At 62.3% G+C, this 14,772-nt stretch carries 17 protein-coding genes; 5 read left to right on the forward strand and 12 right to left on the reverse strand.

Annotated elements, in window-relative coordinates:
- Window positions 1-8 precede the first annotated feature (8 nt).
- Entirely contained in the window at window positions 9-1,274 is a 1,266-nt protein-coding gene (gene glcF / locus ACK3BK_RS15180; RefSeq protein ID WP_411382755.1) for a glycolate oxidase subunit GlcF, read from the forward strand.
- On the opposite strand, the gene ACK3BK_RS15185 is transcribed toward glcF, so the two are convergent.
- The 6 genes from ACK3BK_RS15185 to codB form a co-directional block, all read right to left on the reverse strand.
- Window positions 1,228-1,968: a hypothetical protein gene (locus ACK3BK_RS15185; protein ID WP_411382756.1), complete on the reverse strand. Its 741-nt coding sequence runs from the start codon at window positions 1,966-1,968 to the stop codon at window positions 1,228-1,230. The genes glcF and ACK3BK_RS15185 overlap by 47 nt on opposite strands.
- An 81-nt stretch (window positions 1,969-2,049) precedes the next feature.
- Window positions 2,050-2,262, reverse strand: a complete 213-nt coding sequence (locus tag ACK3BK_RS15190; RefSeq protein ID WP_411382757.1) for a hypothetical protein — start codon at window positions 2,260-2,262, stop codon at window positions 2,050-2,052.
- Between the two features lie 2 nt (window positions 2,263-2,264).
- Window positions 2,265-2,603 carry a LysE family translocator gene (locus ACK3BK_RS15195; protein WP_411382758.1) on the reverse strand — a complete coding sequence of 113 codons (339 nt, stop codon included), beginning with the start codon at window positions 2,601-2,603 and terminating at the stop codon, window positions 2,265-2,267.
- Window positions 2,604-2,629: 26 nt separating this feature from the next.
- Window positions 2,630-3,871, reverse strand: a complete 1,242-nt coding sequence (gene codA, locus ACK3BK_RS15200) for a cytosine deaminase (protein WP_186711392.1) — start codon at window positions 3,869-3,871, stop codon at window positions 2,630-2,632.
- 4 nt (window positions 3,872-3,875) lie between these two features.
- Window positions 3,876-5,093 (reverse strand): PucR family transcriptional regulator, encoded by a 1,218-nt coding sequence (locus ACK3BK_RS15205; RefSeq protein ID WP_186669127.1) that lies wholly within the window; start codon window positions 5,091-5,093, stop codon window positions 3,876-3,878.
- On the reverse strand, window positions 5,090-6,349 hold the full coding sequence (codB, locus tag ACK3BK_RS15210) for a cytosine permease (RefSeq protein WP_186669125.1): 1,260 nt from the start codon (window positions 6,347-6,349) through the stop codon (window positions 5,090-5,092). The genes ACK3BK_RS15205 and codB overlap by 4 nt, the downstream gene beginning before the upstream one ends.
- A gap of 339 nt (window positions 6,350-6,688) precedes the next feature.
- Between codB and ACK3BK_RS15215 the strand changes: the two genes are divergently transcribed.
- Window positions 6,689-7,693: a 5'-nucleotidase gene (locus tag ACK3BK_RS15215; protein WP_411382759.1), complete on the forward strand. Its 1,005-nt coding sequence runs from the start codon at window positions 6,689-6,691 to the stop codon at window positions 7,691-7,693.
- A gap of 11 nt (window positions 7,694-7,704) precedes the next feature.
- Here the strand turns inward: ACK3BK_RS15215 and ACK3BK_RS15220 are convergent, their stop codons facing one another.
- The 3 genes from ACK3BK_RS15220 to ACK3BK_RS15230 form a co-directional block, all read right to left on the reverse strand.
- Window positions 7,705-8,940 (reverse strand): hypothetical protein, encoded by a 1,236-nt coding sequence (locus ACK3BK_RS15220; protein ID WP_186669121.1) that lies wholly within the window; start codon window positions 8,938-8,940, stop codon window positions 7,705-7,707.
- 135 nt (window positions 8,941-9,075) lie between these two features.
- Window positions 9,076-9,390 (reverse strand): DUF3077 domain-containing protein, encoded by a 315-nt coding sequence (locus ACK3BK_RS15225; RefSeq protein WP_411382760.1) that lies wholly within the window; start codon window positions 9,388-9,390, stop codon window positions 9,076-9,078.
- 279 nt (window positions 9,391-9,669) lie between these two features.
- Window positions 9,670-10,239: an AraC family transcriptional regulator gene (locus ACK3BK_RS15230; RefSeq protein WP_411382761.1), complete on the reverse strand. Its 570-nt coding sequence runs from the start codon at window positions 10,237-10,239 to the stop codon at window positions 9,670-9,672.
- 153 nt (window positions 10,240-10,392) lie between these two features.
- Here ACK3BK_RS15230 and ACK3BK_RS15235 point away from each other — a divergent pair, with 153 nt between their 5' ends.
- A complete protein-coding gene (locus ACK3BK_RS15235) occupies window positions 10,393-11,088 on the forward strand; it encodes a type 1 glutamine amidotransferase domain-containing protein (RefSeq protein WP_411382762.1) in 696 nt (231 codons plus the stop codon).
- A 197-nt stretch (window positions 11,089-11,285) separates the two neighbouring features.
- Complete coding sequence (locus ACK3BK_RS15240) at window positions 11,286-12,449, forward strand: AAA family ATPase (protein WP_186669116.1); 1,164 nt, start codon at window positions 11,286-11,288, stop codon at window positions 12,447-12,449.
- A 43-nt stretch (window positions 12,450-12,492) separates the two neighbouring features.
- Here ACK3BK_RS15240 and ACK3BK_RS15245 read toward each other — a convergent pair whose 3' ends face one another.
- Complete coding sequence (locus ACK3BK_RS15245) at window positions 12,493-13,011, reverse strand: GNAT family N-acetyltransferase (RefSeq protein ID WP_411382763.1); 519 nt, start codon at window positions 13,009-13,011, stop codon at window positions 12,493-12,495.
- Window positions 13,012-13,116: 105 nt separating this feature from the next.
- Complete coding sequence (locus ACK3BK_RS15250) at window positions 13,117-13,467, reverse strand: hypothetical protein (RefSeq protein ID WP_411382764.1); 351 nt, start codon at window positions 13,465-13,467, stop codon at window positions 13,117-13,119.
- 153 nt (window positions 13,468-13,620) lie between these two features.
- Here ACK3BK_RS15250 and ACK3BK_RS15255 point away from each other — a divergent pair, with 153 nt between their 5' ends.
- Complete coding sequence (locus tag ACK3BK_RS15255) at window positions 13,621-14,169, forward strand: RNA 2'-phosphotransferase (protein WP_186710128.1); 549 nt, start codon at window positions 13,621-13,623, stop codon at window positions 14,167-14,169.
- Between the two features lie 223 nt (window positions 14,170-14,392).
- Here ACK3BK_RS15255 and ACK3BK_RS15260 read toward each other — a convergent pair whose 3' ends face one another.
- A complete protein-coding gene (locus tag ACK3BK_RS15260) occupies window positions 14,393-14,770 on the reverse strand; it encodes a hypothetical protein (protein WP_411382765.1) in 378 nt (125 codons plus the stop codon).
- Between the last annotated feature and the right edge of the window lie 2 nt (window positions 14,771-14,772).

Raw genomic sequence — 14,772 nt, forward strand, 5'->3', positions numbered from 1 at the left:
GGCCAAACATGCAGACCAACCTGAGCGACCAGGCCAAGCGCCTGCCACGGGCCGATGAGGCCGAGCGTATCCTGCGCAGTTGCGTGCACTGTGGCTTCTGCACTGCCACCTGTCCGACCTATCAGTTGCTGGGCGATGAGCTGGACGGGCCGCGTGGGCGCATCTACCAGATCAAGCTGCTACTCGAGGGCCAACCGGCCACAGCCAGCACCCAGACCCACCTGGACCGCTGCCTGAGCTGCCGCAACTGCGAAACCACCTGCCCTTCCGGGGTGGACTATCACAACCTTCTGGACATCGGTCGTGCCGTGGTCGACGCGCAGGTGCAGCGGTCTCTGGGCGAGCGTCTGGCACGCCAAGGATTGCGCCTGTTCGTCCCAAGGCCTGCGTTGTTCAAGGCACTGACCCGCACAGCCAGGGCTTTTCGGCCACTGTTGCCCAAGCCGATGCAGGCCAAGCTGCCGCGCCAGGCGCGTGCCCCCAAACCACGTCCCGTCGTACAACATGCACGTCGGGTGCTGATGCTCGAAGGGTGCGTGCAACCGGCGCTGTCGCCCAACACCAACGCGGCAGCCGCGCGGGTGCTGGATCGCCTGGGGATCTCGGTGATCACGGCCCGTGAAGCCGGGTGTTGTGGCGCCGTGGACTATCACCTCGACGCGCAGACCGCCGGCCTTGATCGCGCTCGGCGCAACATCGACGCCTGGTGGCCGTCCATCGAAGCCGGCGCCGAAGCGATCGTGCAGACCGCCAGCGGCTGCGGTGCCTTCGTGCGTGACTATGGGCACCTGCTGGCCACCGATCTTACCTACGCCGCCAAGGCCGCACGCATCAGCGAACTGACCCGGGACCTGGTCCAGGTGTTGCGCGAGGAGCCATTGGAGCAGTTGGGCATCCAGGCTGACCGGCGCCTGGCCTTCCATTGCCCGTGCACGCTGCAGCATGCGCAAAAGCTTGCTGGTGCAGTCGAGAGCGTGCTGCAGCGCCTGGGCTTCAGCCTGGCCCCGGTGTCGGATGGTCATCTATGCTGTGGTTCGGCGGGGGCTTATTCGTTGACCCAGCCGGTGCTGTCACGCCAGTTGCGCGACAACCGTCTGAATGCGTTGGAGAGTGGCAACCCCGAGGTGATCGTCACCGCCAACATCGGTTGCCAGTCCCACCTCGACAGTGCCGGGCGAACACCGGTGCGGCACTGGATCGAACTGGTGGACGAGGCACTCCCCGATTTCAGCAGTTGCGCAGCCGGCGCAAACGACGGCGCTGACGCAGGATGACCCAGGTCAGCCCCAGCACCAGGGTGCCCAGCGCCACCACGAGGCCGCTCAGCACTTGGCCATAACGGGCCATCAGCGCCTGGAAACCGCTGACCTGGCGTATCACCTGGATATCCGCCGGCCCCTCGGCATGCACGATGCTGATGCCGCCCTGGGTGATCTGCGGGAAGTCGGCATCGAAGTACACCCACACCCGGCACACCCCGCCGGCCTCGATGGACGGGATTTCGATGATGTTGGTGGCGTTCTCGGGAATGCTGTCGTCCCCGGCGTCATCGCGCACCTGTACCAGGCCCTTGGCCGGCAGGCGGATATGCACTTGCTTGAGCGGCGTGTCGCGGGTGTTGTGCAAGGTGATGAACAGCCCGGTGCGATGGTCCACCAGCCCCGCCTCGAAGGGCTTGGCGAACAACTGCATGTAGGGCGTCTGCGCCTGGGCCACCAAGGCCTCGACCTGGTCACGGCTCAACGCACCCTTGGCCAGCGCCTCGACACCGGCGAACAGGCGTTCGTACTTGAGTTGCTCACGGGCCTGGCCGATGCGCTCGTTGAACTGGCTGGGGTAGGTCAGGGCCTCGTAGGCGACATAGGCCTTCAGGCCACGATCATCCTTGAGCGACGCATACAACACGACGACAGCGACGACGATGACCAGCAGGCCCGCAAGGGCTTTCCCGACTTTTTCCCAACTCACCTTGGCGGTTCCTTGTATCGCGGCGTGTGCGGTTGAAGACCGGGGCCAAGCGTGCCAAGTAAAGCGCCCATAGGCAAGCGTTCAGCGCCCCAGCAACACCGGCACCGACGCCACCAGCATGGCTATCCCCGACAAGGTCAGCAGCCCCAGCACCAGCCGGCGAAACGCCGCCTCGCTGATACCTAGGTAGACCCGCGCGCCCAGTACCGTGGGGATCAGCATGGCCAGGGCCACCACACCGAACCAGGGCAGCATCGCCGACGTCACCACACCGGTGCCCAGATAGGTGAGCATGGTCACCGCCAGCATCGACACGAGCAGAACAACAACGCCTTGGGATTGCTGATGTTGGTCAGCAGCCCGCGCCATACCGCCGTGCCATAGGCGCGTCGCGCTACCGACAAGCCTGCAGCGTTCAGCTCAGGCATCAGGCTGGGCGCACGCGCGATGCGCAGCCCCAACCAGATCAGGTACACCACGCCCACCACACGGACCAGCTCGAAGGCCCAGGCGACCGTCTTGAGCAGAACCGCCAGCCCCAATGCCGCCAAGGTCACGTGCACGGCCCGCGCAATCGCAAGGCCCACGGCAGTCGCCACCGCATAGGCACGGCCCTGGGTGCTGTGTGGGGGCAAACAAACCGTTGCCCCCACACAGCGCTTCAGGCGAATCGCTCGATCTGTGCCGGGGTACGGCGCATCAACACCTTGCCGCCGCGCACCGAAACCAGCGCATGGCCCTGGCTGCGAATCATCTCGTAGTCATCCGGCGCCGACAGCACCAGCAGATTCGCCGGGCGCCCCACTTCAATGCCGTAGCGCTCGCCCAGGTTCAGGGTACGCGCGCTGTTGTCGGTGATCAGGTCCAGCGCCCGCTGCAAGTCTTCATAGCCGAGCATGTGGCAGATGTGCAGGCCCGCTTCGAGAATGCGCAGGATGTTGCCGTTACCCAGCGGGTACCACGGATCGACGATCGAGTCCTGGCCGAAGCACACGTTCATGCCTGCACGATCGAGCTCTGCCACCCGGGTCACGCCGCGACGTTTGGGGAAACTGTCGAACCGCCCCTGCAGGTGGATGCTCTCGGTCGGGCACGACACGAAGTTGATACCCGACATCTTCAGCAGGCGGAACAGCTTGTAGCAGTAGGCGTTGTCGTAGGAGCCCATGGCCACGGTGTGGCTGGCGGTAACGCGCTCGCCCATGTTGCGCACCCGCGCCTCTTCGGCCAGCACTTCGAGGAAACGCGACTGCGGGTCGTCAGTCTCGTCGCAGTGCACGTCCACCAGGCAGCCGGTACGTTCGGCCAGGTCCATCAGGAACTTCACCGACGACACGCCCTGGTCACGGGTGTTCTCGAAGTGAGGGATGCCACCGACCACATCGGCGCCCAGAGCGACGGCTTCTGTCATCAGGGCGCGACCGTTGGCGTACGATTCGATCCCCTCCTGAGGGAAGGCGACGATCTGCAGGTCGACCAGGTGGCGGACCTCTTCACGCACCTCGACCATCGCCTTGAGCGCGACCAGCGTCGGGTCGGTGACATCGACGTGGGTGCGCACGTGCTGGATGCCGTGATCGACCAAGGCGCCGATGGTTTTCTTGGCACGGGCCTTGATGTCCTCGTGGGTGGTAATGGCCTTGCGCTCGGCCCAGCACTCGATCCCCTCGAACAGCGTGCCGCTCATGTTCCAGCGCGGCTCGCCGGCAGTCAGAGTGGCATCGAGGTGGATATGCGGTTCGATGAAGGGCGGGATCACCAGGTTCTGCGCCGCGTCGATGTCCTCGGCGTTGCCCAGTGCGACGGCCGCATCCTGGGGTTCGATGGCGGCAATGCGATCGCCATCGAGCTCGATCCGGAACAGGCCGGTCTTGCCGCGCAGGCGGGCGTTGATGATGTTCATGGGGTTACTCCTTGCCTTGGCTTTCGCTCATGCGCCAGATCAGCAGCGCGACGGAAGCGTTCATGCGGAAAAGCGTGTCATCGAGCGACTGTCCGCTCAACTGCTCGATGCGTTGAATACGCTGGATGATGGTGTTGCGGTGCACCCCCAGGCGTTGCGCGGCCTGGGCGCCGTTGCCGTTTTCCTTGAGCAGCACATCGAGGGTGTGCACCAGAGCGTAGGGATGCTTGCGTCCGGTCTCGATCAGCGGGCCGAGGGTCTGGGCAACGAAGTTGTCGATCAGCGAACGGTCGGTAATCCCCTGCAACAGGCGCAAAACCCCCAGCTCGCTGAAATCGCACAGGCCGGTTGCCGGGCGCATGTTCTGCGCCACTTCGAGGGCCTGGCGCGCTTCTCCCAGGGCCTGGCGGTAGTGGGCGCAGTCTTCGGCCAGGCACGACAGGCCCATGAACAGCGCCATCTCGCCAGTCACCTCGGACAGCTGCCGATACAAGGCGGCGAGCGCTGGGCGCAAATCTGGGGCGTCGGCCAACAGCAGCACGAAGAGGTCACCCGGCAATTGCGCCATGACCGCCCCGGCGACCGTGCGACACCAGGCCTCCAGTTGTTCTTCGAGCGCCTGGCGGGTGTTCTGCCACAGGCGCTCGGCCTGCTCCGGTCGATGCCGCTCGAACAGGCCATCGACTGCCGAGAGTCGCAGCGCGACCACACGGCGGGGCTCGTCCAGCGCCAGTTGCAGGTGTGCAGCCCGCTGGCGGGCAATGGCCAGGCTCGGGTAGTCGCCGGTCAACAGCTGGCCGAGGATGTCGTCACGCGAGCGCCGCACCTGCCCCATCTGCACCAGCGCCGTGCCGATCAGGTGGGTGACCACCACCATCTTCAAGGCGTAGGGCTGCTCGATCAGCGGCAGCCCCAGTTGCTCGGCACGCTCGACCACCGCCGCCGGAATATGCTGGATGAAGCTGCCGCCGGTGAGGATCACCAGGCCGGCAATACCGACAGCGTCGCCATCCTCCACCAGGCTCAGCAGGTTGGCCTCGCCACGCGGATGGTTGATACCGGTGACGAACACCAGCTCGCCCCCCATCACCCATTCGGCAATGCCTTCGTTCTCCGCCACATACGGCCAGCGCACCCGCCGCTGCAGGTTGCGTGCACCGGCTCGCACGGTCATCTCTTCGAGACCGGGCAGCCCCAGCAACTCATCGAGTGCCAGGCTCACGGCTTGGCCTGTGCCACGGGGCGCACGCGCGCACCGACTTCAAGCAGGACGATGTAGCACAGCGCCGAAGCACCGATACCCACCAGCGGGGCGACCCACGGCGAACTGTAGGCCAGCACCGCCCCCACTGCGTAGGCGAACAGACCGGCGCGGTTGTAGCGTGGCAGGCTGACCGAAGCCAGGGTCGGGTACTTGCCACGGTGGCGGTACCAGAAGTCGGCCATGATCACCCCGCCGACCGGCGGAATGATCGAGCCCAGCAGCACCAGGAACGGGATCAGCCATTCATACATACCACCGATCGCCAGCACGATGCCCACGCCGGCCGCCACCAGCGTCGCAGTACGACGACGCTCGCTGCGCACCAGGTGGCAGGTCGCCGCGGCCACGTTGTAGATGGTCGGGCCCTGAATGGTCCAGAGGTTCAGGCACAGCATCACCACCGCCGCGAACGACAGGCCCTGCAGCATCATCACTTCGACGATGTCGGCCTGCTGGTAGACCATCGCGCACCAGGCGCCTGCCACTACCATCAGGCCGTTGCCCACCAGGAACGCCACCACGCTGGCCGTGACCGCCACCCGGCCACTGCGCGACAGGCGGGTCCAATTGGTGGCCTGGGTCGCGCCGCTGGCGAAAGTGCCGAAGACCATGGTCACCGCTGCCGAGAAGCTCATCGTCTCGTGCGGCACCACGGCCATCAGCCCTTCGAAACCGCCCACATAGCGGGTGGCGATGACCATCGAAATCACCAGCAGCACGAACATCAGCGGTACCGACAGCCGCGACAGCCAGTCCAGCCCCTTGAAGCCAATGATCGCGGTGATGCTGAAACCCAGCCCGAACAACACCATCAGGGGGATGGTCAGGCCTTCGGACAGCCCCAGCAGCTTGACCAGCACGATCGCCACCGTCGCCGTGCCCCAGGCGTACCAGCCCAGTTCCGCGAAGCCCAGCAGGAAATCGGAGAGCCGACTGCCCGACTCACCAAAACAGAAACGCCCCATCAGCACCGTGTTGAGGCCACTGCGCGAGGCGATGAAAGCCAGCGTTGCCGCATAGATCGCCAGCAAGGTGTTGCCGATGGTGGCGATCCACAGCATGTCGACGAAATTGAAGGCCATGCCCAGCTTGCCGCCAGCGAACATGGTGCCGGTGAAGAAGGTGAAGCTGAACAGGACCATGGCAATCGGCAGCAGGCCCTTGCGGGCGTGCTGGGGGGCTTCGGTCAGGGGGAATTCGCCGGGTGAGCTCATTTTTATAGTGTTCCAGTGTTAGGGGGTTGGCGCTGGCGGAGCAATAATTGGGCCGGATTCAGGGTAGACGATGATCAGGCTGGGAATTGGGCTCTAGCGATATCCGTTCATGTGCTATGTGCACATAATTTATTGATTTCTGGAAAATTTTGTGGGCTTTATATCTCATTTTGACGCACGCGTGCACCTTTGGGTGGCGGACTTGCGCCAGCACGCCGGGGATTTCCAGCGCTTTGTGCCGACGAACACCTTGAGCATCACGGCTATCCTTCCTTGGCAGTACAATCATGGCCGCACCGCGCCAGGTCTCGGTGATACCTCTCGGTTCAGGACTTCTCCATGCCCTACCCCATCGAACAGAAACTTGTCGTCGGCGTTGCCTCCAGTGCGCTGTTCGACCTCGCTGAATCCGACGACATCTATCAAAGCGAAGGCGTCGAAGCCTATCGCCAGCATCATGAAGCGAACCTCGACAATCCGTTCCCCCGGGGCGTGGCCTTCCCGTTCATCCGCCGTTTCCTGAGCATCAACAAGGCCTTCCCCGGGCAACTGCCGGTGGAAGTGGTGCTGCTGTCGCGCAACTCGCCCGAAACCGGGCTGCGGGTCTTTCGCTCGATCACCCATTACGGTCTGGACATCACCCGCGCGGCATTCATGTCTGGCCGCTCGCCCTACGAATACATCCCGGCGTTCAACGCGTCGCTGTTTCTCAGCGCCAACGAAGAAGACGTGCAGCGCGCCATCGACGCCGACTATCCGGCCGGCCTGGTGCTGCCCACACGCATCTACGACGACGAGATCGACACCGAACTGCGCGTAGCCTTCGACTTCGACGGCGTGATCGCCGACGACGAAGCCGAGACGGTCTACAAGCAGCACAACAACCTCCACGACTTCCAGGCCCACGAGTTCGCCCGCAAGGCTATCCCGCATCAGCCGGGACCGCTGGCAGACCTGTACCGCAAGCTCTCGCACATCCGCACCCTGGAAGACCAGAAGCTTGCGCAAGACCCTGACTACAAGCGCATCCTGCGCATTGCCATCGTTACCGCGCGCAACGCACCGTCCCATGAGCGCGTGGTGACCACCTTGAAAAACTGGGGCGTTTCGCCAGATGAATCGTTCTTTCTGGGCGGGATGGAGAAGGGCCGCGTGCTGTCCATTCTCAAGCCGCACATGTTCTTCGATGACCAGCGCAGCCACCTGAGCTCGGCGGCGGGCAACCTGCCGATGGTCCATGTGCCGTTCGGGGTGGCCAACCGCAACGTCGCCAGCCAGCCAGTGCAGGAGGTAATGACTCAGGGCACTGGCGAAGCTACGAGTGAACAGGCGACAGGCCGATAAAGGCCGCATGCCTAGCGCTTGTCCTGCAGCATTTGCCCACGTATTTGCTGCCAGCCCATTCGCCGGTCCGCCGCCTCTTGCCACTGCGCCCGTTGCGGCTCGCGCTGCACGATTGGCAACAGCAGCGGCGGCAAGCGCTCCACCTGGCTGCTGCGGGTGAAGATGCACAGGCGGGTGTAGTCAGGCAGTTGGTGAAGCCTGGCCCCGAGCAAACTGTGCGGGCACAGCAACAGCAGGTCACCGAAGGCGAACAGCTGGTAGGCCCTGACCTGCACCTTGCCATCGTGACGCAGACGGCTGTGCCAGAGCAGCGGATCGATATCGGCCAGTGTCACCTGGCGATCGAGCACGTAGCGCTGGGAGAAACCCTGGCGTACTTCCAGGCTGCCGGCCACCGAATAGGTGATGCTCGACATCGCGCCCTTGGCGGTGGTGAGAAAGATCACGAAGAACAGCAAGGCGCCGCCGATGCCTGCGGCGACTTTGCGGTAGATATCGCCTTTGAACACGAAGTACAACATCGAAGGCAGCAGGCTCATCAGCAGCGTGAACAGTGAAAAGCCTGCCACGAACGACACCGCCGCCTCGTTATCCCGCCCGACGTAGGTGTCGATGATCAACAGCATCGACAACGAACTGGCGATGACGGCGAACACCAGGGTGAACGAAAGAAAGATCCCGAGAAACCAGCGATCGGCCTTGCCCTTGTTCTTCGGCGCCGCGAGAACGAACAACGACCTGAACGACCGGGAGAAGAACAGCGCGGCGAACGCCAGCAAGGTGGCTGCCGAGATCAACAGCATGGCGACGCCGGGGCTGAGCATTCGGTGGTAGAAAAAGCCCAGGACGATGAAGGCGGCGTAGCCCACCGCCAACGGAATCACCAGCCACAGCGCGACATGGCGGGTGAGCCAGCGCACCCTGCCGAACAGCGATACCGCCGTGCCGTAGAGCCACGACGAGCCCATCAGGATGATCAGGTGGGAGAACATCACCGCGACGACCACGAACATCCAGGCGGCGAGTGACGACTTGGAATCCAGCGCCGACATGAACAGGTCGGCGCGACCGATGGCGCGGGTATAGATGTAGAGGCTGAGGCTGCCGAGGAAGGTCCCGAAGAAGACCAGCGTCACGGTGAAGGGTGTCCAGTGCTCAAGCACACGCTTGAGATTCTTGCGAAATACCTGGGCGAAGGTCGGGCGCACACGATGTGCACGGGGAGTAGGTTGCGGGGTATTGCTCATTTCACTCGCCTGTCCATGGTCTGTAACACAAAGCCCGGGAATCTATCACGCCTGCGGGCGATAGTTCCCAGCTCGGGCCTCTGCGATGCACCCTGCATCCAATGCTGGGTTTGATAGCGCTCGCGACGAAAGCCCCTAGGTGTCACTCCCTTTATCGACCACTACCTCACCGCGAACGATCGCCAGTTGCCCGTCGATCATCGCCTTGCTCATGCCACTCAGGTAATACATGGCACGCATCAGTGGCTCGGCGTCGCGCGGCGTGTTGAGGGCGCGATGGGTGAGTTCGGTCACGCACCCCAGCATGCTCGAAACCTCCATCAGCGTTTCCTTGGGCGGAAGCCCGGGTATCGCCTGCACCCAGGCCAACCGCGGTGGGCGGCGGATGCGCGGTACTGCGCTGACCACTTTCAGGCCAGCGTTCCTGTTCGATTGATCGTCGTTATCCATGCGTCCCCCATCGAGAATCGGTAGCGCTTCCAGCGCTGGATTGAAAAGTGCCCGCCGCATCTCCCCCGCACGCCTGTAGCCCGACCCACGCGAACCCGGCGTGAGTCTCTGCCCGTAAGCTGAAAGCGTGAAGATGAAATGCGGCGGGCACGGGCAGATTAGAAGGCCAGACGGGCCTGCACAACAGCGCAACCCAGGGAAACGTGATCCCAAGAAATACCCTACGCGACAATAGGAAGTTTCACGATATTTGTGCACATTCGCCCCTTTCCACCTCGCTTATCTGATCCGTTCAGGCAACCGGAAACGGCTGGGCGATTGTCCGGCATGCTTGCTGAACGCCACGCTGAACGCGCTGGCCGAACCGTAGCCCACCCGCTCGGCGATCTCGGCGACAGACAACTGCCGGGCCCTGAGCAACTGCTTGGCGACCTCCATGCGCCAGGCCAGCAGATGCGCCATTGGCGCCACGCCCACCGTTCGCGTGAAGCGCTCGAAGAACGCCGAGCGGGAGAGCGCGGCAATGCTCGCCAACTGATCGACACTCCAAGGGTGATCGATACGTGCGTGCAACTGATTCAGCACCGGCGCCAGGCGCCCATCCGCCAGCCCCCGCAGCAACTCGACCGGGGCATTCTCGATCGCGACCAGGCGCATGGCTTCGATCAGCAACAACTCGACCAGGCGCGACAAGGCGAACTCGCTGCCTGGCTTCTGCTCCACGGACTCCTCGCTGACCATCTGCACCAACTGCGACAAGCGCACCGAGCTCCTGACATGCACGACGGTGGGCAGCAGGGCTATCAGTAACGCCGGATCGGTGTCGTCGCACGCGAAGGAGCCACCCAACGAGCACATGTCCGCTGGGCCTTGCGTCTGGCCATAGCGTACCTGTGAAACGTTGTGAAAATCACCCGATGGAACATCTGCCAGTCCTGGGCCTCCCACACTAACGCAGGGCGAAAGGCGCGCTGCCCATGAAGACCCGGAGGCATGTTCCGTATGAAAAAGATCCTGATGGTGCTGACATCCCACGACCAGCTCGGTAACACCGGCAAGAAAACCGGCTTCTGGCTGGAGGAATTTGCCGCCCCTTACTACGTGTTCATCGACGCAGGCGCACAGATCACCCTCGCCTCACCCAAAGGCGGCCAACCACCGCTGGACCCGAAGAGCGACGAGCCCGACGCCCAGACCGACGCCACGCGCCGCTTCCAGCAAGACACAAAGGCGCAGATGGCCCTGGCCGACACAATTCCGTTGGGAGAAATCGACCCTTACGACTTCGACGCCGTGTTCTATCCAGGTGGTCATGGGCCGCTGTGGGACTTGGCCGAGGACACGGATTCGGTCACCTTGCTCGAAGCCCTGTACGCCTCGAACAAACCCATCGCTGCAGTTTGTCATGCGCCGGGCGTGCTCAAGCAGGTCAAGGCAGCGGACGGCCAGCCGGTTGTGAAAGGCAAGCGCGTCACCGGTTTTACCAACAGCGAGGAAGAAGCTGTCGGGTTGACCGATGTGGTGCCGTTTCTGGTGGAGGAAATGCTCAAGGCCAACGGCGGTGAGTACTCAAAGGCAGCTGATTGGGCGAGCTACGTGGTCGAAGATGGCCACCTGATTACCGGCCAGAATCCCGCTTCGTCTGAAGCAGCGGCGCAGGCGTTGCTCAAACGTCTGGCGCACGAGCCAGGCGCCTGAGACGAATGGCACAGGCGCGATCCGCTCCCGCAGATGACGATCCCTGTAGGAGCGGGCTCGTCCCGCGATCACCGGCAAAGCCGGTGCCGTCCCCCACAACCGATACAAACGGATTCACATCACCGCCACCCGGCGGCTGGCAACCCCACCCAGCATCGGTGACAATCGCCCCTCATGCCCAAGCCAGGACGCCCCGCATGCTCACCACCCTCGCCATCGGCAACTACCGCTCGATAAAGCACCTCGTCATGCCGCTAGGCCAACTCAACCTGGTGACTGGTGCAAACGGCAGCGGCAAATCCAACCTGTACAAAGCCCTGCGCCTGCTGGCCGAAACCGCCCAAGGCGGCGTGATCGAAGCCCTCGCCCGCGAAGGCGGCCTCGACTCGACCTGGTGGGCCGGCCCGGAAACCAGCGCCCGCATGAAGCGCGGCGAAGTGCCCATCCAAGGCCAGCACCCCACCGACGTCAGACGCCTGCGCCTGGGCTTCGCCACCGAGGATTTCGGCTTCGCCATCTCCCTGGGCCTACCCATCCCGCTGCCCTACCCGAGCGCATTCATGCTCGACCCCGAGATCAAGTGCGAAGCCATCTGGGGCGCCGGCGCCTACCGCCCCTCCTCCCTGCTGGTCGAGCGCAAGAACGCCCTGGTACGCGCCCGCGAAGGCAACAGCTGGTCCGTACTCGACCAGCATGCCGACAGCAGCGAAAGCTTCTTCAACATCGTCGGCCGCCCCCGCCAGGCCCCGGAGATCGGCGAGCTGCGCGCGTTCATCAACAGCTGGCGCTTCTACGATCACTTCCGCATCGACCGCGACGCCCCCTGTCGCCAGCCACAGCTAGGCACCCGCTCGCCCGTACTGCACCACGACGGCCGCAACCTCGCCTCGGCACTGCAGACCATCATCGAGATTGGTGACGTCGAAGACCTGGTTGCCGCGCTGGATGACGCATTTCCCGGCAGCCGCCTGGAGATCGATGCACCACCCGGCGGGCTGTTCAGCGTAAGGCTTCACCAGCACGGGCTGTTGCGCCCGCTGGGCGGGACGGAGCTGTCGGACGGCACCTTGCGTTACCTGTTGCTGGTCGCGGCCCTGCTGACGCCTCGACCACCGTCACTGATGGTGCTCAACGAACCGGAAACCAGCCTGCATGCCGACCTGCTGCCGGCGCTGGCGCGCTTGATCATCCGCGCCTCGCAACGCAGCCAGGTGTGGGTGGTGTCGCACAGCAGGCCGCTGATCGACGCGCTGACCGCGTGTGAGGGGTGCAATGTGCTGGAGCTTGAGAAGGATCAGGGGCAGACGCAGTTGCGTGGGGTCGGGTTGCTGGATGAGCCGCTGTGGCGGTGGGTGGATTGAGCCTTCGAAACACCACCGCTCCCAGTGCCGCTCTTCAACATTGCTAGCCCGCTCTCCAGACCATTGCACACCTGCTTCCCACGGGAAATCCGTGTTCATACTCTTCATTCAACAGTGTTGACAGCCTTTCATCGACGCATTGGTCGGATTCAATCTGAAAACCGAGACGAGCGTAGAACGGAGCATTCCACGGTACGTCTTTGAAGGTTGTGAGAGTCAGCGCATGCAGCTCATTGATCTCAACATAAGCCTGCGCCGCTTGAACGAGCTGTCGCCCTATGCCCTGCCCTTGCAGGGTGTGTCGAACGGAAAGTTCATGGATATGAAGGTCTGTACCGTAGATATCGGCACTGAGAAATCCTTGCGGACGATTTTCAGCATCGATGGCCACCCAGCACGTCGAGCGCTCGATGAGCTCAAGATGCCGTTCAAGCGGCATAGGAGGAGAATCAGCGAGCCAGCTTAACCCTTCAAACACACGAAAGGCTTGCGCGGCAGAACGCTCGATTGAGAGTAAGAGGCTCGCATCCTCTGGCACAGCAACGCGGACAGTCGTAAACATAGCTACCCGAAATCTGGATCGCGGGATGAAAGCCTGGAGCCCCCTAGTATCAGCAAGGCTTTGACTATTTGCTGCGCCGCTTCGGAAGTGGCGCTGCCACTGGCGTTAGCATTCGATGCCAACGATCCATTGGGTCTTGGCCGCATTGCTGCGGTCCAGATCAGGGCGCCGCACGGCAGGCTGCGTACAGCCGCGCGGTACGATATACGGCTGGGCGACCGCAGCCGCTTCGGCAAGATCCATCGGCTTGCCATCGTCACGTTCGACGGTGATGAAGAACGGCTGGTAGAACGGAATGATGTAGGCGTCGAGGGTATAGCGCGCACCATTGGCCTCAAGGTTGGCGTGGTACTCATCGAAACGGGTCAGGCGACTGGTGTCGAGCTTGTCCTGCACCGCGCAACCGACCATGAAAAGCCCGAGCAAGGCACCGGCGCACAATGACATCGTGTTCATTACAACTCCTTTTGAGGTTTGCCCGGATGGACGCGCCGGGACATTAAAGGCGTGCGTGGTGGCCGTCAAGCGAGCGGCACTACTTGAGCAGCGGCATGTTAGGGATCACAATCACCGCGCTAAAAAAAGGATTAAGACAAAAGGATCATTGCCTTGAACAAGAAACAACGCGACGAACTCAGTAAGTATCTCAGCTATGTGCTACGCCATGCTCCGCACTCCATCGGCTTGACCCTGGACCGCGAAGGTTGGGCCGAGGTGGATACACTATTGCGTAATGCCGCTGAGCAAGGACGCAGTTTTGACCGCGCCGCCCTGCACGACGTGGTTGAAACCAACGACAAGAAGCGCTTCACCCTTTCGGACGATGCGCGATATATCCGCGCCGCCCAAGGCCACAGCACGACTCAGGTCGCCCTCCAACATGTCGAAAAGACCCCACCCGCCCTGCTCTACCACGGAACCGCCAGCCGTTTCATGGCGTCCATTGAGGTACAGGGTCTGGTTGCCGGTTCTCGCCACCATGTGCACCTGAGTGAAGACCCAGAAACGGCGCTGGGCGTGGGTAGACGCTACGGAGAACCCGTATTGCTGGTGATAAATACATCGAAGATGCGCGAAGCCGGCGCGCGTTTCTACCAAGCGGACAATGGTGTGTGGTTGGTGAATGAGGTACCGGTGGGCTATTGGAGTCGAGGGTAGCAGGAGCGGTAAATGGCTTCACTCTGCCAAAAAAGTTTCGAGGGAATGAAAAGCATCACGATTAATGGGATCAATCTAAAGCCAGCTTACTCACATCCTATAACCCAGGCATCAGCAATTAAACTTCCGTAAAGTACATCATACTCGTCACCCCCTTGAAGCTTGTCCTGGCTCTTGCAGCATCCGAAAAACAATTCCCCTATCAACATGAACGCCACCTAGGCTAGCCCCTATGGCGGCGCCACATTTCATTAAAAATTATTAACAGTCGCGAATAAATGAGCAATGGCACACTCAGTACCAACATTGCGTTTTTTGTGTGTATCTCCATAGGAACAAGGGTATCCACACGCTGACTCGCTGAAGCCTCAGAGAACACCTTTGCGGAGAGATGGCTCGTTATTTTCAGAACTCCTGAAATAACAACTTTCACTTGCACCATCCGACCATCAACCCTGAAACCATTTTCAAACAACTCTATACCGGATTCATTCAAGGGCAATTTGTACACGCTCGCCCCCAATAGTAAATCGCTTTGAGGCTCTGGATATTCGCCGTAGCCGGAGGCCTGCAGGCTCTGCAAATACTTCTCAATTGCCATAA

Source organism: Pseudomonas sp. L7 (assembly GCF_046605565.1).
GTDB classification, from domain to species: Bacteria; Pseudomonadota; Gammaproteobacteria; order Pseudomonadales; family Pseudomonadaceae; genus Aquipseudomonas; species Aquipseudomonas wayambapalatensis.

Excerpts from the sequence above, each read along its gene's own strand:
- ACK3BK_RS15245 (WP_411382763.1), bottom strand. The coding sequence starts at position 13,011 with ATGTTTACGACTGTCCGCGTTGCTGTGCCAGAGGATGCGAGCCTCTTA.
- ACK3BK_RS15240 (WP_186669116.1), top strand. The coding sequence starts at position 11,286 with ATGCTCACCACCCTCGCCATCGGCAACTACCGCTCGATAAAGCACCTC.
- ACK3BK_RS15225 (WP_411382760.1), bottom strand. The coding sequence starts at position 9,390 with ATGGATAACGACGATCAATCGAACAGGAACGCTGGCCTGAAAGTGGTC.
- codA (WP_186711392.1), bottom strand. The coding sequence starts at position 3,871 with ATGAACATCATCAACGCCCGCCTGCGCGGCAAGACCGGCCTGTTCCGG.
- ACK3BK_RS15235 (WP_411382762.1), top strand. The coding sequence starts at position 10,393 with ATGAAAAAGATCCTGATGGTGCTGACATCCCACGACCAGCTCGGTAAC.
- glcF (WP_411382755.1), top strand. The coding sequence starts at position 9 with ATGCAGACCAACCTGAGCGACCAGGCCAAGCGCCTGCCACGGGCCGAT.
- ACK3BK_RS15220 (WP_186669121.1), bottom strand. The coding sequence starts at position 8,940 with ATGAGCAATACCCCGCAACCTACTCCCCGTGCACATCGTGTGCGCCCG.
- ACK3BK_RS15260 (WP_411382765.1), bottom strand. The coding sequence starts at position 14,770 with ATGGCAATTGAGAAGTATTTGCAGAGCCTGCAGGCCTCCGGCTACGGC.
- ACK3BK_RS15190 (WP_411382757.1), bottom strand. The coding sequence starts at position 2,262 with ATGCTCACCTATCTGGGCACCGGTGTGGTGACGTCGGCGATGCTGCCC.
- ACK3BK_RS15215 (WP_411382759.1), top strand. The coding sequence starts at position 6,689 with ATGCCCTACCCCATCGAACAGAAACTTGTCGTCGGCGTTGCCTCCAGT.
- codB (WP_186669125.1), bottom strand. The coding sequence starts at position 6,349 with ATGAGCTCACCCGGCGAATTCCCCCTGACCGAAGCCCCCCAGCACGCC.
- ACK3BK_RS15250 (WP_411382764.1), bottom strand. The coding sequence starts at position 13,467 with ATGAACACGATGTCATTGTGCGCCGGTGCCTTGCTCGGGCTTTTCATG.